General features: G+C 64.6%; 16 protein-coding genes. 7 read left to right on the forward strand and 9 right to left on the reverse strand.

Annotated features, from left to right (window positions below; translation table 11 throughout):
• Window positions 1-336: 336 nt before the first annotated feature.
• A complete protein-coding gene (locus P0D71_RS25025; RefSeq protein WP_408482622.1) occupies window positions 337-576 on the reverse strand; it encodes a hypothetical protein in 240 nt (79 codons plus the stop codon).
• Here P0D71_RS25025 and P0D71_RS25030 point away from each other — a divergent pair.
• The 4 genes from P0D71_RS25030 (at window position 575) to P0D71_RS25045 (ending at window position 9,689) form a co-directional block, all read left to right on the forward strand.
• Window positions 575-1,411 (forward strand): IclR family transcriptional regulator, encoded by an 837-nt coding sequence (locus P0D71_RS25030; RefSeq protein WP_408482624.1) that lies wholly within the window; start codon window positions 575-577, stop codon window positions 1,409-1,411. The two genes, P0D71_RS25025 and P0D71_RS25030, sit on opposite strands and share 2 nt — an antisense overlap.
• Before the next feature lie 364 nt (window positions 1,412-1,775).
• Entirely contained in the window at window positions 1,776-3,209 is a 1,434-nt protein-coding gene (locus tag P0D71_RS25035; protein WP_408482625.1) for an MdtA/MuxA family multidrug efflux RND transporter periplasmic adaptor subunit, read from the forward strand.
• Between the two features lie 18 nt (window positions 3,210-3,227).
• The gene (locus P0D71_RS25040) at window positions 3,228-6,362 is read left to right on the forward strand and encodes an MdtB/MuxB family multidrug efflux RND transporter permease subunit (RefSeq protein WP_408482627.1); all 3,135 of its coding nucleotides are present in this window, start codon (window positions 3,228-3,230) and stop codon (window positions 6,360-6,362) included.
• 3 nt (window positions 6,363-6,365) lie between these two features.
• Window positions 6,366-9,689 (forward strand): efflux RND transporter permease subunit, encoded by a 3,324-nt coding sequence (locus P0D71_RS25045; protein WP_408296976.1) that lies wholly within the window; start codon window positions 6,366-6,368, stop codon window positions 9,687-9,689.
• Window positions 9,690-9,768: 79 nt separating this feature from the next.
• On the opposite strand, the gene P0D71_RS25050 is transcribed toward P0D71_RS25045, so the two are convergent.
• The 3 genes from P0D71_RS25050 to P0D71_RS25060 form a co-directional block, all read right to left on the reverse strand.
• A complete protein-coding gene (locus P0D71_RS25050) occupies window positions 9,769-10,233 on the reverse strand; it encodes a hypothetical protein (RefSeq protein WP_408482629.1) in 465 nt (154 codons plus the stop codon).
• Window positions 10,234-10,333: 100 nt separating this feature from the next.
• The gene (locus P0D71_RS25055; RefSeq protein ID WP_408343141.1) at window positions 10,334-10,894 is read right to left on the reverse strand and encodes a peroxiredoxin; all 561 of its coding nucleotides are present in this window, start codon (window positions 10,892-10,894) and stop codon (window positions 10,334-10,336) included.
• Window positions 10,895-11,127: 233 nt separating this feature from the next.
• Window positions 11,128-12,465, reverse strand: coding sequence for an EAL and HDOD domain-containing protein (locus P0D71_RS25060; protein WP_408482631.1), 1,338 nt, complete (start codon window positions 12,463-12,465; stop codon window positions 11,128-11,130).
• A gap of 297 nt (window positions 12,466-12,762) precedes the next feature.
• Here P0D71_RS25060 and P0D71_RS25065 point away from each other — a divergent pair, with 297 nt between their 5' ends.
• Both P0D71_RS25065 and P0D71_RS25070 read left to right on the forward strand, forming a co-directional pair.
• Window positions 12,763-14,577 (forward strand): putative bifunctional diguanylate cyclase/phosphodiesterase, encoded by a 1,815-nt coding sequence (locus P0D71_RS25065; protein ID WP_408186836.1) that lies wholly within the window; start codon window positions 12,763-12,765, stop codon window positions 14,575-14,577.
• A 151-nt stretch (window positions 14,578-14,728) separates the two neighbouring features.
• Complete coding sequence (locus tag P0D71_RS25070; protein WP_408343137.1) at window positions 14,729-16,186, forward strand: HDOD domain-containing protein; 1,458 nt, start codon at window positions 14,729-14,731, stop codon at window positions 16,184-16,186.
• 136 nt (window positions 16,187-16,322) lie between these two features.
• On the opposite strand, the gene P0D71_RS25075 is transcribed toward P0D71_RS25070, so the two are convergent.
• Entirely contained in the window at window positions 16,323-17,705 is a 1,383-nt protein-coding gene (locus P0D71_RS25075) for an EAL and HDOD domain-containing protein (RefSeq protein ID WP_408482633.1), read from the reverse strand.
• Window positions 17,706-17,970: 265 nt separating this feature from the next.
• Between P0D71_RS25075 and P0D71_RS25080 the strand changes: the two genes are divergently transcribed.
• Window positions 17,971-18,729 carry an acetoacetate decarboxylase gene (locus P0D71_RS25080; protein ID WP_408186188.1) on the forward strand — a complete coding sequence of 253 codons (759 nt, stop codon included), beginning with the start codon at window positions 17,971-17,973 and terminating at the stop codon, window positions 18,727-18,729.
• Window positions 18,730-18,847: 118 nt separating this feature from the next.
• On the opposite strand, the gene P0D71_RS25085 is transcribed toward P0D71_RS25080, so the two are convergent.
• From P0D71_RS25085 to astD, 4 genes are all read right to left on the reverse strand, one after another.
• Window positions 18,848-19,642 carry an ABC transporter substrate-binding protein gene (locus tag P0D71_RS25085; RefSeq protein ID WP_408482635.1) on the reverse strand — a complete coding sequence of 265 codons (795 nt, stop codon included), beginning with the start codon at window positions 19,640-19,642 and terminating at the stop codon, window positions 18,848-18,850.
• 269 nt (window positions 19,643-19,911) lie between these two features.
• Window positions 19,912-20,964 (reverse strand): succinylglutamate desuccinylase, encoded by a 1,053-nt coding sequence (gene astE / locus P0D71_RS25090; protein ID WP_408186190.1) that lies wholly within the window; start codon window positions 20,962-20,964, stop codon window positions 19,912-19,914.
• Window positions 20,948-22,288, reverse strand: coding sequence for an N-succinylarginine dihydrolase (astB, locus tag P0D71_RS25095; protein WP_408482637.1), 1,341 nt, complete (start codon window positions 22,286-22,288; stop codon window positions 20,948-20,950). The genes astE and astB overlap by 17 nt, the downstream gene beginning before the upstream one ends.
• Before the next feature lie 9 nt (window positions 22,289-22,297).
• Window positions 22,298-23,761 (reverse strand): succinylglutamate-semialdehyde dehydrogenase, encoded by a 1,464-nt coding sequence (astD, locus tag P0D71_RS25100; RefSeq protein WP_408296959.1) that lies wholly within the window; start codon window positions 23,759-23,761, stop codon window positions 22,298-22,300.

The following is a 23,761-nucleotide window of genomic DNA, read 5'->3' on the forward strand; positions in this document are numbered from 1 at the left end:
CATACCGCGTTCGAATGGAAGTTTCGCTGCGTCAGTCTGATGATTGCGGGTTGCGTCGTATGAATAGCCACGCATGATTCACGCATCGCGTCGCGGAACGCGGGATCGCGCGCGAGAGACCACTCGACGAAAAAGTCGAAAAAAAAGGCGTCACGTTTCCGTGACGCCTTAAAAAGTTCTAGCCATTCCGAGGGCCGTGCTAGAACCTGAGAGACGGTATTCGAAAGTTTGGCCTGCGATGCGGCGCCGTTAAGGTGCACGACATGGACTGTTGCGGAGGACTATGAGAAGACACTCGACCAGACTTTGCGCGGGCCACGGCGGGTTCAGAAAACTTCAAAATCCTGAACCTGAAACCGTCTTTCGAAATAGGATTCCATTTTTTATGGTTATGCTGACTAAGTCAAGCAAAATATAAAGGACATCAGCCGTTGCGGCAAAATGTTCCGATACAATAAATCTTCTGATGGAAAGCATATCCATGCCCCACTTTGGGGCCTGCGGCGGCACTGAGAGAGACAGCCACCAGTAAGGCTGAGGGCAGAAAACTGAAATAAAGTTCCAAAAAATTTCCATGATCCGACCCACCCCCTTGCGAACCGTAGCTGATCCGGCCAAAGAAAAAGACGGCTCCGGCGAGGAAGTGACCGCCCTCGCACGCGGCCTGACGGTGCTGCGCGCTGTGGCCGCTGCCGACGCGCCGCTTAGCAACCGCGAGCTGACCGAAATGACCGGCATTCCCAAGCCCACCGTTTCGCGAATCACCGCGACGCTGGTCGGCGCGGGTTTCCTGTTCCGCTTGCCCGATAGCGAGCGTTTCGTCCTGACCTCGTCCGTACTGGAGTTGAGCAACGGTTTTCTGCGCAACTTCGACATTCGCGCTCGCGCGCGGCCGTTCCTGATCGAACTCGCGGAACGCACTGCGTTGTCCGTGCATCTGGCCGTGCGCGACCGCCTCGACATGGTGGTGATCGACGCGATCCGGCCGCGCTCGGCGGTGCTGGTGTCGCGTCTCGAGATCGGCTCGCGCATGAATCTGAGCCGCACCGCCATCGGCCGTGCCTATCTCGCCGCGCTCGAAGCGCCGGAACGGGAAAAATTGCTGATCGGCTTGCAAGCCGCGGAAGGCGACGATTGGGGCCATGTCGGCAGCCGGCTTGAGAGCGCGTTGCAGGAAACCATCGAGCGCGGCTTCGCCATCGCCACCGGCGAATGGTACGACGGCCTGAACGCGATCGCGCTGGGCTTTACCGGCCCCTCGGGCGAACGCTACGCGGTCAACTGCGGCGGCTCGGCCGACCAGTGCCCGCGCGACTGGCTGATCACGCGCGCCGCCCCCGCGCTGCTCGAGTGCGTGGCCAACATCGTGCTCGAAATCGGCGGCACACCCGGGCGCCGCCTCGATACCTGAAGCGGTCAACGGCTCGCCGGTCGGCGGCCATGGCCATGGCAACCCATCCTGTAACCTTCGTAATCAAAAGAAAAATACGCGGGTGGACTGTTACAGAGCCCGCGACGTAGGATCATGCCTTCCCGTCGCGGGACACACGCCCGGCTTGCCGTCTTCCTTTTGAACGACGTTGCGCCCGCCTGCCAGGATGCCGCCTTGCGTTAGCATCCTTGTCCCGCGTCTCCGGTAGCATCGCGCTGAACGCGCGCGGTGCAGCCGTTGTCGAAACCGCCTGCCGCGCCACTCGCATGCCGGTCCGCCGAACTGTCGAAACGGCAGGAACGCGCGAGCGGCTCACATCCAAGCCAGTCACCTGACCGAACCGATGGACGAACAACAAAAGCATTCGGAAACCACACGCCCCATCCCTCCGGCTTCCCAACCGTCCTCCCGCGGCGGCCCGGCCGGCACACCGACCAGCGCGCCCGGCATGGTGAAGCGGCACCGCGGCCGCAATCTCGCGCTGATCGTCGCGGCGCTCGTCATCCTCGGGTTCGTGCTGTGGCGCTGGCATCCGTGGGGCGGCCCCGGCGGCGGTGCAAGCGGCGCGTCCGGCGCCAGCGCGGCGAGCGGCGGACGGCCCGGCCGCGGCGGTCCCGGCGGCATGGCCAATATGGCGCAACCCGTTCATGTGGCGACCGCCACGCAGGGCGAGATGCCGGTGGTGCTGACCGCCCTCGGCACGGTCACGCCGCTTGCCAACGTCACCGTGCTGCCGCAGCTGAGCGGGACGCTGCAGGACGTGTATTTCAAGGAAGGCCAGATGGTCAAGAAGGGCGACGTGCTGGCCCAGATCGACCCGCGCCCCTATCAGATCTCGCTCGATAACGCGCAAGGCACGCTCGCGCGCGACGAGGCGCTGCTGCAAACCGCCCGCCTCGACCTGAAGCGTTATCAGACCCTGCTCTCGCAAGACTCCATTGCCAGCCAGCAGGTCGATACGCAGGCGTCGCTCGTGCGGCAATACGAAGGCACGGTGAAGTCCGACAAGGCCAATATCGATACCTACAAGCTCGATCTCATCTACGCGCGCATCACCGCGCCCGTGTCGGGACGCGTCGGTCTGCGCCAGGTCGATCCCGGCAACTACGTGACGCCGAGCCTGACCAACGGCATCGTCGTGATCACGCAGTTGCAGCCGATCAGCGTGATCTTCACCACCTCCGAAGACAATCTGCAACAAATCATCCAGCAGACCCAGGCGGGCGCCAAGCTCTCGGTCACCGCGTATGACCGCAGCAACACCACCTCGCTCGAAGGCGGCATGCTCGAAACGCTGGACAACCAGATCGACACCACCACCGGCACGGTCAAGCTGCGCGCGATCTTCCAGAACAGCAAGAACCTGCTGTTCCCGAATCAGTTCGTGAATACGCGGCTGCTGGTCGACACGATCAAGGACGCCGTGATCGTGCCGACGCCGGCCGTGCTCAACGGCTCGATGGGACCGTTCGTGTACGTCGTGAAGGCGGACAACACCGTCACCGTGCGTCCGGTCAAGGTCGGCCCCGTGGATGGCGAGCGCACCAGTATCAAATCCGGACTGGCTGTCGGCGAGCGCGTCGTGATCGACGGCTCGGACCGCCTGAAGGAAGGCGCGAAAATCACGATTCCGGCGGACAAGCCTCGGGGCGCTTCAGGTGCGTCAGGTGCGGCAGGTGCTTCAAGCGCCTCGGGTGCGCGCGGCGCGGCCGCGGCCTCGGGCGCCTCGGGCGCGCACGGGCATCATGGCAAACACGCGGCGCAAGCCTCGCAATAAAGGCACGGCACCTACCGCATGAATCCATCCCGCGCCTTTATTCTGCGCCCCGTCGGCACCGCGCTGCTGATGGCGGCGATCATGCTGGTCGGTCTCGTCGCGCTGCGCTTTTTGCCGCTCTCCGCGCTGCCCGAAGTCGACTATCCGACCATCCAGGTGCAGACCTTCTATCCGGGCGCGAGCCCGGATGTGATGACCTCGTCGGTCACCGCGCCGCTCGAGCGCCAGTTCGGGCAGATGCCGTCGCTCAATCAGATGTCGTCGCAAAGCTCGGCCGGCTCGTCGATCATCACGCTGCAATTCAGCCTCGATCTGCCGCTCGACATCGCCGAGCAGGAAGTCCAGGCCGCCATCAACGCGGCGGGCAACCTGCTGCCTTCGGACCTGCCCGCGCCGCCGATCTACGCCAAGGTCAATCCGGCCGACGCGCCGATCATCACGCTCGCGATCACCTCGAAGACGCTGCCGCTCACGCAGGTGCAGGATCTGGCCGATACGCGTCTCGCGCAGAAAATCTCCCAGGTGGCGGGTGTGGGTCTGGTGAGCCTGTCGGGCGGCCAGCGTCCGGCCGTGCGCATTCAGGCGAATCCCCGCGCGCTCGCCGCGTATGGCCTGAATCTCGACGACCTGCGCACTACCATCTCGAACCTGAACGTCAACACGCCGAAGGGTAACTTCGACGGTCCCACGCGCAACTACACGATCAACGCGAACGACCAGTTGACCGACGCCGAGGCGTACAAGAGCGCGGTGGTCGCGTACAAGAACGGCCGTCCGGTGATGCTGACCGACGTCGCCACCATCGTGCAGGGCGCGGAAAATACCAAGCTCGGCGCATGGGTGAACGGCACACCGGCGATCATTCTGAACGTGCAGCGCCAGCCGGGCGCGAACGTGATTCAGGTGGTGGACAACATCAAGAAACTGCTGCCGCAATTGCAGCAGTCGCTGCCCGCCGCGCTCGACGTGGAAATCGTCACCGACCGCACCACCACGATCCGCGCTTCCGTGCGCGACGTGCAGTTCGAACTGGCCATGTCGGTCGTGCTGGTGGTGCTGGTGATGTACCTGTTCCTCGCCAACGTCTACGCGACCATCATTCCGAGTCTCTCGGTGCCGCTGTCGCTGATCGGCACGCTCGCCGTGATGTACCTGTGCGGCTTCTCGCTCGACAACCTGTCTTTAATGGCGCTGACCATCGCGACCGGCTTCGTGGTGGACGACGCGATCGTGATGATCGAGAACATCGCGCGTTACGTGGAAGAAGGCGAGTCGCCGCTCGAAGCCGCGCTCAAGGGTTCGAAACAGATCGGCTTCACGATCATTTCGCTGACGGTCTCGCTGATCGCCGTGCTGATTCCGCTGCTCTTCATGGGCGACGTGGTCGGCCGCCTGTTCCACGAGTTCGCCATTACGCTCGCCGTGACGATCGTGATCTCAGCGATCGTGTCGCTCACGCTCGTGCCGATGATGTGCGCGAAGCTGCTGCGCCACACGCCGCCGCACGAGAGCCACCGTTTCGAGGCCAAGGCGCACCGCGCGATCGACTGGGTGATCGCGCGCTACGCGGTCGCGCTCACGTGGGTGCTGAACCGGCAGCGCTCCACGCTGGTCGTCGCACTCCTCACGCTGGTGCTGACCGGACTGCTGTACGTGTACATTCCGAAGGGCTTCTTCCCGGTACAGGACACCGGCGTGATCCAGGCGATCACGCAGGCGCCGCAATCGGTGTCGTATGCGTCGATGGCCGAGCGTCAACAGGAACTCGCCGCGCAGATCCTGAAGAATCCGGACGTGGAAAGCCTGACTTCGTTCATCGGCGTGGACGGCAGCAATATCACGCTGAACAGCGGCCGCATGCTGATCAACCTGAAGCCGCGCGACGACCGCAGCAGCACCGCAAGCGAAGTGATCCGCCAGTTGCAACGCGACGTCGCGCATATTCCCGGCGCGTCGCTATACATGCAGCCGGTTCAGGACCTGACGATCGATTCGACGGTGAGCCCGACGCAGTATCAGTTCATGCTGACCGATCCGAATATCGGCGAATTCACGACGTGGGTGCCGAAGCTCGTCGAGCGCCTGCGGCAGTCGCCCGAACTGGCGGACGTCGCCACCGACCTGCAGGACAACGGCCAGTCGGTCTACATCGAGATCGACCGCGCCACCGCATCGCGTTACGGCATCACGCCGGCCACCGTGGACAGCGCGCTGTACGACGCGTTCGGCCAGCGCATCATCTCGACCATCTTCACGCAGTCGAACCAGTACCGCGTGATTCTGGAAGCGCAGCCGCAGATGCAGCATTACACCGAATCGCTGAAGTCGATCTATCTGCCCTCTTCCACGTCCTCGGGCGGGCAAGTGCCGCTCTCCTCGATCGCGCGTTTCATCGAGAAGCCCGCGCCGCTGCTGGTCACGCACCTGAGCCAGTTCCCGGCCACCACCGTGTCGTTCAACCTCGCACCGGGCTCGTCGCTCGGCGCGGCGGTCAAGGCGATCGACCAGGCGCAGAAGGACATCGGTTTGCCCGCGTCGTTCCAGACACGCTATCAGGGCGCGGCGCTGGCCTTCCAGGCGTCGCTCTCGAACGAACTGTTCCTGATCCTCGCGGCGATCGTCACGATGTACATCGTGCTGGGCGTGCTGTACGAGAGCTTCATTCACCCGATCACGATTCTCTCGACGCTGCCCTCGGCCGGTGTCGGCGCGTTGCTGGCGCTGCTCATCACCGGGCATGATCTGGACATCATCGGCATCATCGGCATCGTGCTGCTGATCGGTATCGTGAAGAAGAACGCGATCATGATGATCGACTTCGCGCTCTATGCCGAGCGCGAGGAAGGCAAGCCCCCGCGCGAGGCGATCTACCAGGCGTGTCTGTTGCGCTTCCGGCCGATCCTGATGACCACGCTCGCCGCCCTGCTCGGCGCGCTGCCGCTCATGCTCGGCACCGGCGCCGGCTCGGAATTGCGCCGCCCGCTCGGTATCGCGATCGCGGGCGGCCTGATCGTCAGCCAGTTGCTGACGCTGTTCACCACGCCGGTGATCTACCTCGCGTTCGACTCGCTCGGTCGCCGTGCGCGTGAGCGCTTCAATCGGGGCGGCTCGTCCAGCGACTCGACGCCGCCCGCCACCGATGCGGGGACCTGACCGATGAACCTGTCGCGTCCGTTTATCTCCCGCCCGGTCGCCACCACGCTGCTCGCTGTCGGCATCGCGCTGGCCGGCATCTTCGCGTTCACGAAGCTGCCGGTGGCGCCGCTGCCGCAGGTCGATTTCCCGACCATTTCGGTGCAGGCCACGCTGCCGGGCGCGAGTCCCGATACCGTGGCGACCAGCGTCGCCAGCCCGCTCGAACGGCATCTCGGCTCGATCGCGGACGTCACCGAAATGACCTCGATGAGCTCGGTCGGCTCGACGCGCATCACCATGCAGTTCGGCCTGAACCGCGACATCGACGGCGCCGCGCGCGACGTGCAGGCCGCCATCAACGCGGCGCGCGCCGATCTGCCGGCGAGCTTGCGCAGCAACCCGACCTACCACAAGGTCAATCCGGCCGACGCGCCGATCCTGATTCTGGCGCTCACGTCGAAAACGCTCACTGCCGGCCAGTTGTACGACTCTGCGGCCACCGTGCTGCAACAGTCGCTGTCGCAGGTGGACGGCGTCGGCGAAGTGGATGTGAGCGGCTCGGCCAATCCGGCGGTGCGCGTCGAGCTGGAGCCCAACGCGCTGTCGCACTACGGCATCGGTCTCGAAGACGTGCGCGCGGCGCTCGCCGCGGCCAACGCGAACAGCCCGAAAGGCTCGATCGAATTCGGCCCGAACCGCGTGCAGATCTACACCAACGACCAGGCCAGCAAAGCATCGCAATACCGGGACCTGGTCATCGCCTATCGCAACGGCTCGGCGGTGAAGCTCTCCGACGTGGCGGAAGTGGTCGATTCAGTCGAAGACCTGCGCAATCTCGGCCTCTTCAACGGCAAGCATTCGGTGCTGGTCATCCTGTATCGCCAGCCGGGCGCGAACATCATCGACACCATCGACCGGGTGACGGCGATGCTGCCGCAACTGCACGCGTCGCTGCCCGCGGATGTCGACATCGCGCCGGCCGCCGACCGCTCCACCACGATCCGCGCCTCGCTGAAAGACACCGAGCGCACGCTGGTGATCGCGGTCGCGCTGGTCGTGATGGTGGTGTTCCTGTTCCTGCGCAACTGGCGCGCCACGCTGATTCCGAGCGTGGCCGTGCCGATCTCGATCATCGGCACGTTCGGCGCGATGTACATGCTGGGGTTCTCGATCGACAACCTCTCGCTGATGGCCTTGACCATCGCGACCGGCTTCGTGGTGGATGACGCGATCGTGGTGCTGGAGAACATCTCCCGACATATCGAGAACGGCGTGCCGCGCATGAAAGCGGCCTTTCTCGGCGCACGCGAGGTCGGCTTTACCGTGCTGTCGATCAGTATTTCGCTGGTCGCCGTGTTCCTGCCGATTCTCTTGATGGGCGGCATTGTCGGGCGCCTGTTCCGCGAATTCGCGCTGACGCTCTCGCTCGCGATCGGTGTTTCGCTGATCGTCTCCCTCACGCTCACGCCGATGATGTGCTCGCGCCTCTTGCGCGAGCCGCACGAGCAGAAGGAAGAAGGCCGCTTTGGCCGCTGGCTCGAACGCGGCTTCGCGTCGATGCAGCGCGGCTACGAGCGCACGCTCGGCTGGGCGCTGCTGCATCCGCGCCTGATCGTGACGACGCTTCTGCTGACAATCGGCCTGAACGTCTGGCTGTATATCATCGTGCCGAAAGGCTTCTTTCCGCAGCAGGACACGGGGCGACTGATCGGCGGCATTCAGGCCGATCAGAGCACCTCGTTCCAGGCCATGAAAGGCAAGTTCGCGCAGATGATGGAGATTGTCGGCAAGAATCCGGCGGTGGACAGCGTGGCCGGCTTCACCGGCGGGCGGCAGACCAACTCCGGCTTCATGTTCGTGACGCTGAAACCGAAGTCCGAGCGCAAAGCCTCCGCCGATCAGGTGATCCAGCAACTGCGCGCGCCGCTCGGCGACGTGGCCGGCGCGCGGACCTTCCTGCAGGCGGTGCAGGACATTCGCGTCGGCGGACGGCAATCGAACGCGCAGTACCAGTTCACGCTGCTGGCCGATTCGACGCCCGACCTGTACCTGTGGGGGCCAAAGCTCACCGAAGCGTTGCAGGCGCGCCCCGAACTGGCGGACGTCAATTCCGACCAGCAGCAAGGCGGCCTGGAAGCGATGGTGACGATCGACCGCGCCACCGCCGCGCGCCTCGGCATCAAGCCGGCGCAGATCGACAACACCTTGTACGACGCGTTCGGCCAGCGCCAGGTGTCGACGATCTACAACCCGCTGAATCAGTATCACGTGGTGATGGAAGTCGCGCCGAAGTACTGGCAGAGCCCGGACATGCTGAAGCAGATCTACATCAGCACCTCGGGCGGCAGCGCGAGCGGCGCGCAGACCACCAACGCGCCCGCGGGCACGGTGACAGCGACGAGCGCCGCCACCACGACCTCGTCCACCAGCGCAACGACGGGCGGCACGGCGGGCACGACCACATCGAGCGCGGCGAGCATCGCCGCCGACTCCGCGCGCAACCAGGCGATCAACTCGATCGCGGCGAGCGGCAAGTCGAGCGCTTCGTCGGGCGCGGCGGTGTCGACCTCGAAGGAAACCATGGTGCCGCTATCGGCGATCGCGAGCTTCGGACCAGGCAATACGCCGCTCTCCGTGAATCACCAGAGCCAGTTCGTGGCCTCGACGATTTCGTTCAACCTGCCTCCGGGCGTCTCCCTGTCGACAGCGACCCAGGCGATCTACGACACGATGGCGCAGATCGGCATGCCGGGCACGATCCACGGCAGTTTCCAGGGCACGGCGCAGGCGTTCCAGCAGTCCATGTCCGATCAGCCGATCCTGATTCTGGCCGCGTTGGCCGCCGTCTATATCGTGCTGGGAATGCTGTACGAGAGCTATATCCACCCGCTCACGATTCTGTCGACGCTCCCTTCAGCGGGCGTGGGCGCATTGCTGGCGTTGCTGCTCTTCCAGACCGAGTTCAGCATCATCGCGCTGATCGGCGTGATTCTGCTGATCGGTATCGTGAAGAAGAACGCGATCATGATGGTGGACTTCGCGATCGAAGCATCGCGGCAAGGACTGTCCTCGCGCGATGCGATCTTTCAGGCATGTGTACTGCGCTTCCGGCCGATCATGATGACGACTTTCGCTGCGCTGCTCGGCGCGTTGCCGCTCGCGTTTGGCCGCGGCGAAGGCGCGGAACTGCGCGCGCCGCTCGGGATCGCGATTGTCGGTGGGTTGATTGTCAGTCAGATGCTCACGCTTTATACGACACCGGTGGTGTATCTCTATATGGACCGGATCCGGGTCAGGTGGGAGTCACGCAAGGCTCGCAGAACGGGAGTGGCGCCTTCTTCCTGAGGGTTTGCCAACGCGGCGCCATGGGGGCTGTGCACTGACGACCAACACCCCCAAGGCGCGCGCTAGAGCACGCGAGGCCTCACAGCTTCTGCTCTCTCGCAAGCAGAAAAATCCGCTGCCATTGCCTCGCCTGCCGCTCGCTCGACATGGGCAATACCCACACCTCGCGCGCCGCGTCCTTGACCTTCAGGGCGACCTGCGCTTGCGCCTCGCGGCCTTGCGCTTCGGCCTCCAGCAGATCGGCGAAGATATAGGCACCGTGCTGCTCGCCGAGCCGAATCTCACACAGGCGCTTGCCGGCCGCGAGCCGGACCGATCCCCAACTGCCCTGGAGTTCGTGAGTCCAGTCACCATTGCGGACATTCGGCGCCACGTCCTTGCGGCGGCGCCACCAATAAGCCAGAGCGGCCATCACCAGGAAAACGGCCAGCGCGGCAACGCCCAGCGCAACGGCCAGTCCGAACGCTGCCTGCAGGGCATAAAACGCGCGGACCGCGCCGTACACCAGCGCGACCAGCGCCATCAACGCAACGATAATCGGCATCGCAAGCTCACTAGACGAAAAACTCAGCCTGGCACGCGCGGCGCTCGCCTCTCACCGCAAGAAACCATGGCGGGAAATGCGTGAGCGCCCGCTTTCGACTTTACGGCTTGTGTGTCGCGGCCCAGTCTTTCACCGCCTTCAGCGTGTTCTCGACATGCTTCTCCGGCGACAGGCTCGTGTACTCATAGATGATCTTCCCGTCCGGCGCGATCACATACGACACGCGATTGGCCATCGACGCATGCATCGGCATGCCGGCGTCATACGCGCCGATCACCTTCGAATCGGCGTCGGCCGCGACCGGGAATTTGCTGCGGCATTCGCTCACCGAAAACTTCGTCAAGGTGTCGATGTTGTCGTGCGACACGCCGATCACCGTCGCGCCATATTTCTTGTATTCGTCGACGGCTTCCGCGAATTCGTGCGCTTCGATCGTGCAGCCCGTGGTAAAGGCGGCCGGATAGAAGTACAGCACCACCGGCCCTTTCTTCAGTTCGGCCGCGAGCGAATACGTATAGGTCTTGCCGCCCAGCGAAGCCTGCGCGGTGAACGCCGGCGCCACGTCGCCCGGCTTGAGGGTCGCCGAGGCCGTCAGCGAATGCAGCGCGAATCCCACCGACACGGCTGCGGCCAGTGCCGCCGATATGAGTTTCTTCTTCATCTGTCTGTTCCTCCAGGCGTTGATGCACGTGGTTCATCCAATGAAAACGGGGCCGCCGCGTTCATGAGAACGCCAGCCGACTTCGCTATTGGACCACGTACTCACAAGGTACGTAAGAACCCGCCGAAAGGATGCGCAAGTCGTTGCCGTCAGTCCGGCAACGACAACCTACGGCAACCCGCGCCAACCCGTTGCTCCGCACGGAAAGCAGTGCGAGACCGGCCGGCCGCCCGTCAGGTCACCACTTCTCCGATATGCGCGCCGAACCAGGCCGCGGCCGACAGGTTCAGCTCCGCCAACACTTCAGGCGTGAAGGCCACGAAGCCGGCCGGCGCATCGGGGCCGAGCGCGATCGACGCCGCATCGACGCCCGCGCCGGCCGCCTCGGCAAGGCGTAGCAAAGTGCCCAGCTCGCCTTGCCGCAACACGATCGCTTCGCGAATCTGCGGCGCGAGGCCGAGCTTCTCCAGCGCCGCGCCTGGCGAGCTGCCGAGCACCACATGAATCAGAGAAAAAATACCGGTCATGAACGCGGCATCGGCAAACTCGTCATCGGACGGATGCAGCCAGCCCGCGGCCAGCTCCATGAAACGCGAGCGCGTGCCCGCCAGTTGCACCAGCGGATCGGCGCGTAACGGCAGCTCGCCGCTATCGGCATAGAGCAGCAGTTGCGCCCAGCGCGCGATCTGCCGCGTGCCGGTGGCGATGATCGCCTCGCGCAGCGACGCGATATTGCGCCCGAGGCCGAATGCGCTCGAATTGACGAGGCGCAGCAGTTGCACCACCACGCTCGGATTCAGCTTGAGTTCGGCTTCGAGTTCGGTAATGCCGGCATCTCGCGACAGCAACGCGAGCAGGCGCAGCAGGCCCGGCCGCGGCGAGCGGTTGCGCGGCGCGGCCAGCACCTGAGGGCGCGCGAAAAAATAGCCTTGAAACAGGTCGAACCCGAGGTCGCGAGCGAGCGCGAAGTCTTCGCGCGTCTCCACCTTCTCGGCGATCAGCGTCTTGCCCTGCCCGCGCAACAGGCATGCGAGCTTTGGCAGCACCGCGCGGTCGGTCTGCATGAAGTCGATCTTGACCATGTCCGCGTAGGGCAGCGCGGCGAGCAACTCGTCCGACAGTTCGCTGACGTCGTCGAGCGCCACCTGGAAGCCGGCGCGGCGCAACTCGCCCAGACGGCGGCCCAATTGCGCATCGAATCGCACCGTCTCGAGAATTTCGAGCACGAAGCGCTCGGGCGGCATCACATGGACGATGTCGCTAAAGAGCAGCGCACGGTCGATATTGACGAAGCCGCGATGCCGGCCCAGCACGGTCGGCACGCCGATCCCGCCGATCGCGCGCGCCACGACCTGCGCCGTGGCCTGGGCGTCGTCGGTGACTTCGGCGTAGTTATGCGCGCCGGCTCTAAACAACAGCTCGTAAGCATTGAGCGCGCCGTCGCGATCGAGGATCGGCTGGCGGCCCAGATAGACGAACTGCACGGGAGGCGGCGGTTCGCAGCCTTCGGCAGTCGACTCGAGCACCTCGCTGTGCCGGGCAAGGGCCCCGGCTTGATGGCGGTCAGACATGAGCATCGGTGCAAGTGTTCGGAAAGCTACGCAGCAGCGGCGTCATAGCCGGCACTGCACAACGGGTTTCCCGTATTAACGGACGTCGGGCCGTGGCACTTTAACTGATTCGGTCTCCAGGCGACGCTTTGGCGCACATACATCCCTTACCGGATGTTTTTCTCAGCACGCGCTAAAGATTTTCCGGCCTGGGCCGTTATCTCGATCTGATGGGGCGGCCTGATACCCTCTCGACCGCCGACCCAGGCGGAAACAGCCGCCCCGCCTGCAGACGAATACAGGTTGCCAGCGATAAACATGGAAGCGAACAGGATCACCGCGCCCCGCCGGGGCTCCTTGCGCACGGTCATCGACCGGCTTCGTGCGCTCGGCCGGCGCGAGCATGGCAAACCGCAGGCGGGAGCAAGCCGCACTGCGCAACTGGAACAGGTGGTCGGCGCCGTCGACCTGCTGGCGCACGTCGACGACGAGTTGCGCTTCCTCTACGTGTCCGACGCCAGCCTGCGCTTCATCGGTTATCACCGCGAGTACCTCGAGACCATCACGCTGCACGATCTCGTCGCGCCGGCCGACGTGCCGCGCCTCGACGCCCTGCTCACGCGCGCGGCCGTCTCCGGCAATGTCGAAAAGGCGACGCTCGGCCTGATCAAGTCGCTCACCTACCCGATCACCGTCGAGTTGCGCGTGGTGCGCAGCACTCACGACGGCACCGAAGGCTATGCGATCGCCGGCTTCGACGTGTCGGCCTGGCGCGCCACCGAGGAACGTCTGACCCAGGCGCTGCATCTGGACCGCCTGACCAATCTGGCCAACCAGCCGGCACTGATCCCGGCGCTGCTCGAGGCCCAGCAGCAAGCCGACGCGCACGGCACGCCGGCGGCGCTGCTCCTGCTCGACCTCGACGACTATCAGCGCGTGAACCGCGCGCTCGGCTACGACGCCGGCGACGAAATGCTGCGCGACACCTCGCGCCGCATTCTGAACATGACGAGCCCGAGCGAGACCGTGGCGCGCGTGGCGAGCGACGAGTTCGCGATTCTCATCAAGCCCGCTGCCAGCCGCACCGACGCGGCGGCCGCCGCCGAAGCGCTGGCGCGGCGCCTGTTGACCGCGATCCAGCAGCCGTATGTGTTCAACGGCCAGCAGGTGCACCTGTCGGCGAGCATCGGCATTGCGCTCTATCCCGACGTGCGTCACGCCAACGACACCGCCGCGCACGACACCCATCTGCTGCGCTGGGCCGACCATGCCCTCTTGCAGGCCAAGGCGGCCGGCGGCAATACGCTCGCCTTTTACGTCCCCGACGACAACCCAGCCGACGCCGAGCGCCTCAAGCTGGAGGCCGATCTCTACGACGGCGTGCGCAACGGCGAATTCTCGCTGCACTTCCAGCCGATCACGAGCAGCCGCACGCACGGCGTGGTCGGCGTGGAGGCCTTGATCCGCTGGTCGCATCCGGTGCACGGGCTGGTGCCGCCGTCCATGTTCATCCCGCTTGCGGAGTCGATCGGCCTGATCAACTTCCTCGGCAACTGGGTGTTGAAGGTGGCCTGCATGCAGTTGATCCAGTGGGACGCCAAAGGCATCGCCCTGCAATATGTAGCAGTGAACGTGTCGCCGCAGCAGTTCCGCGACCCGCGCTTCAAGGACTCCGTGCGCGAAGCGATCGCGTTGACCGGCATCGATCCGCGCCGCCTCGTATTCGAGATCACCGAAAGCCTGCTGATGCACGACCCGGCGCATGCCAAGGGCCTGCTCGAAGACCTGACGGCGATGGGCATCCGCTTTGCAGTCGACGACTTCGGCACCGGCTATTCGAGCCTGGCATACCTGCAACGCTTCCCGCTCGCCAAGCTTAAGATCGACAGGAGTTTTGTCGAGAATCTGCTAACCTCACGAAACGATCAGGCAATCGTTAGCGCCGTCGTGGGCCTCGCGCAGACACTCGATCTCGAACTGGTGGCCGAGGGCGTCGAAACGGAAGCGCAACGAACCCTGCTCACCGAGATGGGATGCGACCACATCCAGGGATGGCTCGTCTGCAAGGCGCTGCCCTCCGACGAACTCGCGCTGCGGTTCGAAGCGCGCACGCTTCATCTGCATACCGCATAGCGATGCAGGCAAAGCGCTCATGTAACGGCTCACGCGCCCGCTCATTTGCGGGCTCATGTGTGTGCTCATTTGCGTGGATTAGCAGCGGAACAAGCCGGCCTCGGGCCGGCGTGGCACTCATTGGAACACGTATGGCTTTTGCGGGACTCACATGGTAAAGGCGGCGGTGCTCGACCGGCTCTGGACGCGAATGAGCGAGCGCGGCGATTTCCCCATGCTGTCGCAGTCGCTGCGCACCACCATGGCGGCGATGAATAACGACGACCTCGACTTCACCGGCCTCGTGCAGGTGGTGTTGTCCGATTTCGCCCTGACGCAAAAGGTGCTGCGGCTCGCCAACTCGGCCATGTACATTGCGTTCGGCGGCAACATCACGACCGTGTCGCGCGCGCTGATGGTGCTCGGCATGGACGCGGTCGGCCACCTGGTGGTCGGCCTGAAGATCGTCGATCACTTTCATCACAGCGCGCCGCGCCGCATCGACGCGAAACTTGAACTGAACCGCACGCTGCTGTCGGGTTGCGTCGCGCGCAAGCTGACCGAGCGCGGCGATCTGCGTGCTGGCGAGGAAGCCGTGGTCTGCACGCTGATGCGCCAGATCGGCAAGCTGCTGGTGGTGTTCTATCTTGACGCCGAATGGGACCAGATTCGCCGCCACATCGACGACGGCGCGCTCGAAGCCGATGCCTGCGTGCTGGTGCTCGGCGTCACGTTCGACGAGATCGGCGCCGAAGCCGCCGTGCGCTGGCGCCTGCCCGACATGATCCGCTCCGGTATGGGCGAGTTCGACCCGCAGGACGTCACGCAGCCGCGCCAGGTGCAGTGGCTGCGCGCCATCACGAATTACTCGACGGCGGTCGCCGACGTGCTCACCCAGCAGAACATGCCGGACTGGGAACGCGAGCAGCGCATCGCCGAGCTGGCGCGCGAATATAGCGGCGCGCTGAATACCGATCCCGAAGTGCTGCTCGGCATGAGCGTCGCGCTCGCCCGCGAGGAAGGTGGCGACGGCGTAATGCGCGAAATCGTCGAGTTGCGCGCCAACGCGGACGCGATCGCGCGCGAGGCGCTCAATCCCGAGGCGCGCATCGCGGTGGGGGTCAAGGATCTGCGCGGCCTGCCCGACGGCAGCCCGCTCGCGCCGGCATTGGCCATGGCCGCGGAAACGCTGCTGGCCGGTCTCGGCTTCGCGCGCACGGTGGTGTTCGTCAAGCACAGCAACGGCACGTTCAAGGCGCGTTTGGGACTCGGACCGAAGATCGACGCGGCGTTACCCAGGCTGACCTTCAATACCGCCTTCGAGCCCGACGTGTTTCATCTCGCGATCGCGAACTCGGTGGGCATCTTTATCGAGAACGCGCGCGATCCGAAGATGGTCGCGAGGCTACCCGAATGGTTCCGCCGCTCATTCGACGACGCCCGCGCCTTCGTGCTGCTACCCGTCGTCGATGAGAGCGACACGACCGTGGCGCTCTTATACGGCGACTGGTCGCATAGTCAGGAGCCACGCCGTATCTCACAGAAAGAAATGAGCGTGTTGAATGAATTGGCCAAGGAGTTAGGCCGTTTTTTCGGCCTGGGGCAGATGCGGGAAATGGAGATGATGTGAAGACCTGGCGTGATCGTTAATCACGGCGCTTCACTCTCCCCTTTACTGTATTTGCCCTACGCCACATTGAAGTTGGACCAGTCTCGCCGGACGCGGCATGCACAGCATGCCGCGTCCCCGGTTCGAATCACCGGTCTCAATCCTCGATTCTTTCCAGTCCTTGCGCGCTGCGGTCCGCAACACCGGCCCACGCGCCCGCCGCCAGCCCCATATCCGCGATCTGCTCCACCGTGAGTGGCTGCAAGTGCGCGCACAGCGTGCCGATCTCGTCCCACGCGCCGCGCTCCAGTGCGGCGACCGCACTCAGCAGCATCCCCAACACGCCCTCGCGATGCAGGATCGCGGCCTGGATCGGACGCGACAACGTCAGCACGTTCAAGGTGCTTTCGAGCGAGCCGCCGAATACCGCGTCGACGAATGAGAACACGCCAGTCAGGAATGCCGCGTCGGCTTCATCGCGGCCGGCTTCGGGCAGGCGCTCGATCGCCAGTTCCATGAAGCGCGCGCGCGTCGCGGCGAGTTGCAGCAAGGGATCGTCCTCGAGGGCGACTTTGCGGCCGTCGGCGTAGAGCAGCAACTGGGTCCAGCGTGCAATGCGGTCCGTGCCCGTCGCGTTGATCGCCTCGCGCAGCGTCGTCACCTTGTGACCAACGGCGAGGCCGCTCGAATTGGCGAGCTTCATCAGATGCATCACCAGCACCGGATTGAGCTTGAGTTCGGCTTCGAGCTGCGCGACGGTCGGCTCTCCCGCCAGCAATTGCAGCAGATTCAGCAACGCGTGGCGCGGCGCGCTGACGCGGCGTGTGGTGGAAGTCTGCGCGCGCGCGAAGAAGTAACCCTGAAAGCGATCGAAGCCGAGTCCCTGCGCCGTTTCGAAATCGGCTTGCGCGTCGATGCCCGAGGCGACCAGCAGCTTGCCCGCCGACTTGAGCACGCTCGCCAGTTTCGGCAGCAGCGCGCGCGGCGCCTGCGTGAAATCGATCTTGACGACTTCCGCGTACGGCAGCAGTTTGGCGAAGGCTTCGTTGGGCTGCGTCACCTCGTCGAGCACGAAGCGATAGCGGCGCCCGTGCAACTGGACGATGCGTGCGACCAGCGCCTCGTCGACCTCGATCGTGGGCGCGAGTTCGAGCATGAAGCGCTCGGCGGGCAGGTGCAGGATCGCGTCGTCCAACAGCATCTCGCGGCTCACGTCGACATACGCCGGATGCCCGGTCAGCGCACCGCGCACCGCGCCCTGCAGCAGACCGTCGATAATGGCTCGCGCCACGAGTTGCGCGGGATCGGGCGCGCGGCCCGGCGCGGCCTCGGCGTCCGCGTCGTTGTCCGCCTCGTTGTCCGCGGCGGTCCGTGCGGCTTCTATCATCGCCGCGGTCCATTGCGGCGCGCGCACCTTGATCTCGTAGCCGCACAGCATGCCGTCCCGATTCAGAATCGGCTGACGCGCGAAGCTGGCATTCAATTGCGCATCGTCCGCGGCGCCCGTCTGGCCCGGATTCCCGATTGCGATGGTGGTCATTGTGCTCCCCCGCTGAGCGCCTTCGCGGCGCCTACTACAGTATTCTGGTTTTCGCTCCACCGTTAGCGCATGGCCCGAGACATGAAGCCGCTGGCGCCCGCGATGTGCCCGGCGATTTTATCGCAGGCCGCCATGCGCGGACACGTCCATGAAGCAATATCTCGAAATAATTGGAGAAGTGTCCGAAAGATTTCCAGCACGAAATCGCCGATACTCTTGTGCAGTGCAGAAGCGTTCCAACCGCGTTTAACCACCGAGGAAAAACATGGACGTCAAAAGCGTGCTGTCAAATGCCTTCGCGATGCCGATCACCAGCCCGGCGTTTCCCATGGGCCCTTACCGGTTCATCAATCGCGAGTTTCTGATCATCACCTACCGCACCGATCCGGACAAATTGCGCGCCGTGGTGCCCGAGCCGCTCGAAATCGGCGAGCCGCTGGTGCATTACGAGTTCATTCGCATGCCGGATTCGACCGGCTTCGGCGACTATACGGAAAGCGGCCAGGTGATTCCGGTCTCGTATCAGGGCGTGGCGGGCGGCTACACACTGGCCATGTATCTGGACGACCACCCGCCGATCGCCGGCGGCCGCGAATTGTGGGGTTTTCCGAAGAAGCTCGCCAACCCGGTGCTCGCCGTCCACACCGACACGCTCGTCGGTACGCTCGACTACGGTCCGATCCGGATCGCCACCGGCACGATGGGCTACAAGCATCGCCAGCTCGATCTCGCGCAGCAAAAAAAACGCCTTGAAACGCCAAACTTCCTGCTCAAGGTGATTCCGCACGTGGACGGCACGCCGCGTATCTGCGAGCTGGTGCGCTACTACTTGCAGGACATCGATCTGAAAGGCGCATGGACCGGGCCGGCAGCACTCGAACTGGCGCCGCACGCGCTCGCGCCGGTCGCGGCGTTGCCGGTGCTGGAGGTGGTCGAGGCGCGTCATCTGCTTGCCGACCTGACGCTCGGTCTCGGCGAAGTGGTATTCGATTATCTCGATCAGCCGGAAGCGAATACACGCTGATCGATCCACAGTTTCCGCGCGGTATCGGTGGGCGCGCGCGTCGTCCCTCAAATGCAAACGGCCGCGATTTGCGGCCGTTGCATCAGAGCAAGCGAGAACGCGCGAGACACGCGAAGCCTTACTTCAACACGACCTTCACGTCGAAGTACTTGGCTGCGAAGCGGTCGATCGTGCCGTCCGCCTTCAGTTCCTTGAGCGCCTGGTTCAGCGCGTCTTTCAGTGCCTTGTCGCCCTTGCGGATGCCGAAGCCCACACCCGCGCCGAGCAGCTTCTCATCGGTGACAGCCGGACCGGCAAAGTCGAAGCCGGCGCCTTGCGGCTTCTTCAGAAAGCCCTTCGACGCGGCTTCCGCGTCCTGGAACGCGGCGTCCAGACGCCCCGAGGCGAGGTCGGCGTAAATCTGGTCCTGCGTCTGATACGGCACGACGTCCACGCCCGCCGGCGCCCAGCGCGCCTTCGCGTAAGTTTCCTGAATCGTGCCCTGCAGCACGCCGACATGCTTGCCCTTGAGCGAAGCCGGCGTCGGCAGCAGATCGCTGCCCTTCTTCGCGATCATCTGATTCGGGATCGTGTAGATGGGATCGGTGAAATCGATCGCCTGGCGACGCTGCTCCGTGATCGTCATGTCCGAATTGATCGCGTTGAACTTGCGCGCCTGCAAGGCCGGGATCAGACCGTCGAACGAGTTCTCGACCCACACGCATTTGGCCTTCAGCTTCGCGCACACGGCATTGCCGACGTCGATGTCGAACCCTTGCAGTTCGCCCGACGGCGACTTCGATTCGAACGGCGCATACGACGCCTCGACGCCGAAATGCACTTCCTTGATATCGGCAGCCGATGCGGTGCCGGCCGTGGCCGTGGCCGTCGCGAACAGCGCGAGCGCAGCCATGTTTCGCCAATTCATCTTCATTGCGGGTGTTCCTCTACGGTATTGAACAAGACGGAGCCGAATCCAGGCAAGCATGATTGCCGCGCCAAAATTGCGATTCAAACTCGTGCGGCCGGCGTGATGCAGCGCAACAGCCGCGAGGCCGCGATTGTACAGGCTTCGTTTTCCGCCTCTGCAGGCGCGCCGCTCGGCATTTGGTCGAGCGAGCGCCGCGGGCGGCAGGAGCAAAGGTGTAAGTAGGTGTCGCGTTCAGGCAAACCCGCGCGCAATGTCGCGGGCATCCGCGTGAACTACACGAGCTTCGAGAGCGTGTCCTGTGTCGTTTCAACGACCATCAGGCCGGCGCGCAAACCGGGCTTGACCGTCGCATTCGGGAACACGAGACGCTCCTCGTCGTGCCGCACGACATAGCGATACTCGCCGTCACGCGCGAGCACCGTATCTTTCGCGAACGGTGTGAAATTCGCGACGTCGGCCGCGACCAGCAGTTCGAACGCGTCGCTCTGCTTGGTGATCTGGTCGATCACCGTGAACGCCCTCGGCATGTCCGCGCGCACCTCGCCCCGCATGCCGGCCACGAGGTGCCGCACCGCATGATCGGCACCCGCGAAACGCGTCAGATCGTTCTGACCGAACGGACGCACCTTGCCGAGTTCCAGCGTGCATGCCTGAGCACCACACGCTTGTGCGGTGAAATGCGAATACGTGTTGCCCTTGGTGGTGTGCAACAGCACCGCACTGATGCGCGCCTCGCCGAGCCACGCGAACATCGCACGCGAAAACGGTTTGCCGGTGTGCGGCAGCAACGCGAATTGCTCGAAGGCGGACGCGCGGATTGCCGTGTGCATGTCGATATGCCAGCGCGCGCCGGGATCGCTCGGCGCGGCCGCGAAGAACTGCGTCGCGGCCTGCTCCAGCGCTGCCGCACGCGGCGCCTCGTAGCTGTGCGGCACCTGCAGATGACGTCCGCTGAAGAGGCGGTTCAGATCGTCGTCGCGGTAACGGCAAGCTTCGCGCATCGCGTCGACGTTGCCGAGAATCACCAGCAGGCGGCAGGTCAGCGCGGCTGTGCCACGCGCGATGTCGCGCACGAGAAACGCCAGCAACTCGATCGGCGCGGTCTCGTCGCCATGCACGCCGGCGGAGACGAGCACACTGCGCGTGCCCTCTTCCCGCGCCGCGGGCTCCATCAGCAATACGCCGTCGTCCAGCCACGACCAGCGCACGCCACCGGCGCACGTGCCCTGTGCTTCCTGCTCGGCCGGCCGCGTGCCCGCCAGCGTGTAGGCGAGAAAATCGTCGAGCAGCGAAACCGGCATATCGCGCTCAGCGCTGGAAGTCATATAGCGAACCCAGGCCGAGAATCTGCGTCAGTTCGTCGAGCGCGGTACGCGACTCGGCGAGCAAGTGTGGATCGGTCAGATCGGCCGGCGCGAGGCGGTCGCGATAATGTTTCTCGATCCACGCATCCAGACGGCCGAACAACGTGTCGTTGATCCACACGCCTTTCGTCACTGCCGCGCGTTCCGCGTCGTCGAGCACCACACGCAGACGCAGGCACGCCGGCCCGCCGCCGTTCTTCATGCTTTCGCGCAGATCGAACACCAGCACGTCGTCGATCGGGCCCGTGTGCGCCGTCAGTTCGTCGAGGTAGGCGGCCACGCGCGGGTTTTCGCGGCATTCCTGCGGCACCACCAACACCTGCTTGCCATCCGGGCGCGTCAGCAGCTGGCTGTTGAACAGATACGAAGTGACGGCATCGGCCACGCTCACTTGCGCGTCCGGCACTTCGATTACATTGAACTCCGCCTTCAGGCCGGAGAGCTTCGTCCGCAATTCGTCGTAGACGGCATTCTGTTCGACGAACGCCAGTTGATGGCAGAACAGCGTATTGCGATTGCCGACCGCGATCACGTCGTTGTGGAATACGCCGGCGTCGATCACGTCGGGATTCTGCTGCGCGTAGACCGTAGCCGCGTCGGCCAGACCATGACGATGCGCGACGGCACGGCTCGCTTCAAACGTTTGACGCGCCGGGAAGCGCTTCGGCTCCGGTCCGCGACGATACTCGCTGCGGCCGTACACGAAGAATTCGACGCCACGTGTGCCGTATTCCGAGCAAAAGCGCGTGTGATTCGCCGCGCCTTCGTCGCCGAGCGCCGGCGTGCCGGGCAGCGCCTCATGCACCGCGAAACGGTCGGCGTCGCTGAAAATCGCGCGCAGCGTGCGGCGCGTCGATTCATGTTCGATCGCGCGATGCAGCTTGCTGCACAGATTGGCCGGCGTGAAATGCACACGGCCGTCGTGCGTATCCGCGGATGGGCTCACCGTTGCCGCATTCGCAGTCCACATGGCCGAAGCCGAACTCGCCGCGGCCAGCAACTCGGGCGCGTCTCTCGCCACGCGCGCGATCACCGTGGCGTCGTCGCCGGAAAAACCGAGCTCGCGCAACAGACGCATCGACGGCCGCTCCTGCGGCGGCAGCACGCCCTGATGAAAACCGAGATCGGCCAGTTGCTTCATCTTGCGCAGGCCTTGCCTGGCCGCGGCCTTCGGATTCGCAACCGACTTCTCGTTGTTCTGCGACGCGACGTTGCCGAACGACAGCCCCGCGTAGTTGTGCGTCGGGCCGACCAGGCCGTCGAAATTGGCTTCAGTGGCTTGCATCGTCGATCCTTAGAATTGAAGGCCCGGCGAGACGCTCGCGGGCATTTGCAGTTGCGCGCTTTCGACGGAAGCCATCGGGAACGCGCAGTAGTCGGCGGCGTAATATGCACTCGGCCGGTGATTGCCCGAGCGGCCCGGCCCGCCGAACGGCGCTCCCGACGAAGCACCGTTGGTCGGCCGGTTCCAGTTGACGATGCCCGCGCGAATCGTGCGCTGGAAGTGCGTCCAGAGCGCTTCGTCGTCGGCAAGCAGGCCGGCGGAAAGACCGAACTCGGTGTCGTTCGCCTGCTCCAGCGCTTCGTCGAAACTGCCGTAGCGGATGATTTGCGCCAAAGGCCCGAAGTGTTCTTCGTCCGGCAGGTTCTTCACGGCGGTCACGTCGAGAATGGCCGGTGTCACGAAGCCGAGCTTCGGATCGCGCTGCTCCATTTTCAGCAGCGCTTTCGCGCCGTCGGCCAGCAGGCGTTCCTGCGCGGCGACGAGCCGCGAGGCCGCCCGCGCCGAAATCACCGCGCCCATGAACGGCTGCGGATCGGCGTTATATTCGCCGACGCTGATGCGCGAAGTGACCTCGGTGAAGCGTTCCATGAAGCGATCGCCCTGAGCATCGTTCGGCACGAAAATGCGGCGCGCGCAGGTGCAACGCTGCCCCGCCGACAGAAACGCCGACTGGATCGTGTGATGCACGGCGGCGTCGATATCGGCCACCGGCCCGATCACGAGCGGATTGTTGCCGCCCATTTCCAGCGCCAGCACGATCTCCGGGCGGCCGCCAAACTGTTTGTGCAGCAATGTTCCGGTATCCGAACTACCTGTGAAGAACAGGCCGTCGATCTGCCGGTGATTGGCCAACGCAATGCCAGTGTCTTTTTCGCCTTGCACGAGGTTCAGCACACCTGCCGGCAAACCGGCGTCGCGCCAGATCTGCACCGTGAGCGCGGCCACGCCCGGCGCCAGTTCGGACGGCTTGAACACGACCGCATTACCCGCGATCAGCGCCGGCACGATATGGCCGTTCGGCAGATGCCCCGGAAAGTTATACGGCCCGAACACGGCCACCACGCCATGCGGACGATGGCGCAAAACGGCCGTGCCGTCCGCCATGGCCGAGCGCTTCTCGCCGGTGCGCTCGTTATAGGCCTGAATCGAAATCTCGACCTTCGCCGCCATCGAAGCAGCTTCAGTGCGCGCTTCCCACAACGGCTTGCCGGTTTCGCGGCCGATCGCTTCCGCCAGCGCTTCCTTGCGTTCGGTGACGAGCGCGGCGAAGCGGCGCACCACGGCGCAACGTTCGTCGAGGCTCAACGCCGACCACGTGGCGAAGGCACGGCGCGCGCTGCGCACCGCGCGGTCCACGTCGTCAGCCGAGGCGCTGTTGCCTTCCCACACCGCCGCGCCCGTGCCCGGGTTGCGCGACGCGAATGCGGGTCCTGTGCCGGCGGCCCATTCGCCGTCGATGAAAAGCTCGCTCAT

The organism is Paraburkholderia sp. RL17-383-BIF-A, assembly GCF_046028015.1.
GTDB lineage: Bacteria > Pseudomonadota > Gammaproteobacteria > Burkholderiales > Burkholderiaceae > Paraburkholderia.

Excerpts from the sequence above, each read along its gene's own strand:
- P0D71_RS25030 (WP_408482624.1), top strand. The coding sequence starts at position 575 with ATGATCCGACCCACCCCCTTGCGAACCGTAGCTGATCCGGCCAAAGAA.
- P0D71_RS25025 (WP_408482622.1), bottom strand. The coding sequence starts at position 576 with ATGGAAATTTTTTGGAACTTTATTTCAGTTTTCTGCCCTCAGCCTTAC.
- P0D71_RS25035 (WP_408482625.1), top strand. The coding sequence starts at position 1,776 with ATGGACGAACAACAAAAGCATTCGGAAACCACACGCCCCATCCCTCCG.
- P0D71_RS25040 (WP_408482627.1), top strand. The coding sequence starts at position 3,228 with ATGAATCCATCCCGCGCCTTTATTCTGCGCCCCGTCGGCACCGCGCTG.
- P0D71_RS25045 (WP_408296976.1), top strand. The coding sequence starts at position 6,366 with ATGAACCTGTCGCGTCCGTTTATCTCCCGCCCGGTCGCCACCACGCTG.
- P0D71_RS25050 (WP_408482629.1), bottom strand. The coding sequence starts at position 10,233 with ATGCCGATTATCGTTGCGTTGATGGCGCTGGTCGCGCTGGTGTACGGC.
- P0D71_RS25055 (WP_408343141.1), bottom strand. The coding sequence starts at position 10,894 with ATGAAGAAGAAACTCATATCGGCGGCACTGGCCGCAGCCGTGTCGGTG.
- P0D71_RS25060 (WP_408482631.1), bottom strand. The coding sequence starts at position 12,465 with ATGTCTGACCGCCATCAAGCCGGGGCCCTTGCCCGGCACAGCGAGGTG.
- P0D71_RS25065 (WP_408186836.1), top strand. The coding sequence starts at position 12,763 with ATGGAAGCGAACAGGATCACCGCGCCCCGCCGGGGCTCCTTGCGCACG.
- P0D71_RS25070 (WP_408343137.1), top strand. The coding sequence starts at position 14,729 with ATGGTAAAGGCGGCGGTGCTCGACCGGCTCTGGACGCGAATGAGCGAG.
- P0D71_RS25075 (WP_408482633.1), bottom strand. The coding sequence starts at position 17,705 with ATGACCACCATCGCAATCGGGAATCCGGGCCAGACGGGCGCCGCGGAC.
- P0D71_RS25080 (WP_408186188.1), top strand. The coding sequence starts at position 17,971 with ATGGACGTCAAAAGCGTGCTGTCAAATGCCTTCGCGATGCCGATCACC.
- P0D71_RS25085 (WP_408482635.1), bottom strand. The coding sequence starts at position 19,642 with ATGAAGATGAATTGGCGAAACATGGCTGCGCTCGCGCTGTTCGCGACG.
- astE (WP_408186190.1), bottom strand. The coding sequence starts at position 20,964 with ATGACTTCCAGCGCTGAGCGCGATATGCCGGTTTCGCTGCTCGACGAT.
- astB (WP_408482637.1), bottom strand. The coding sequence starts at position 22,288 with ATGCAAGCCACTGAAGCCAATTTCGACGGCCTGGTCGGCCCGACGCAC.
- astD (WP_408296959.1), bottom strand. The coding sequence starts at position 23,761 with ATGAGCGAGCTTTTCATCGACGGCGAATGGGCCGCCGGCACAGGACCC.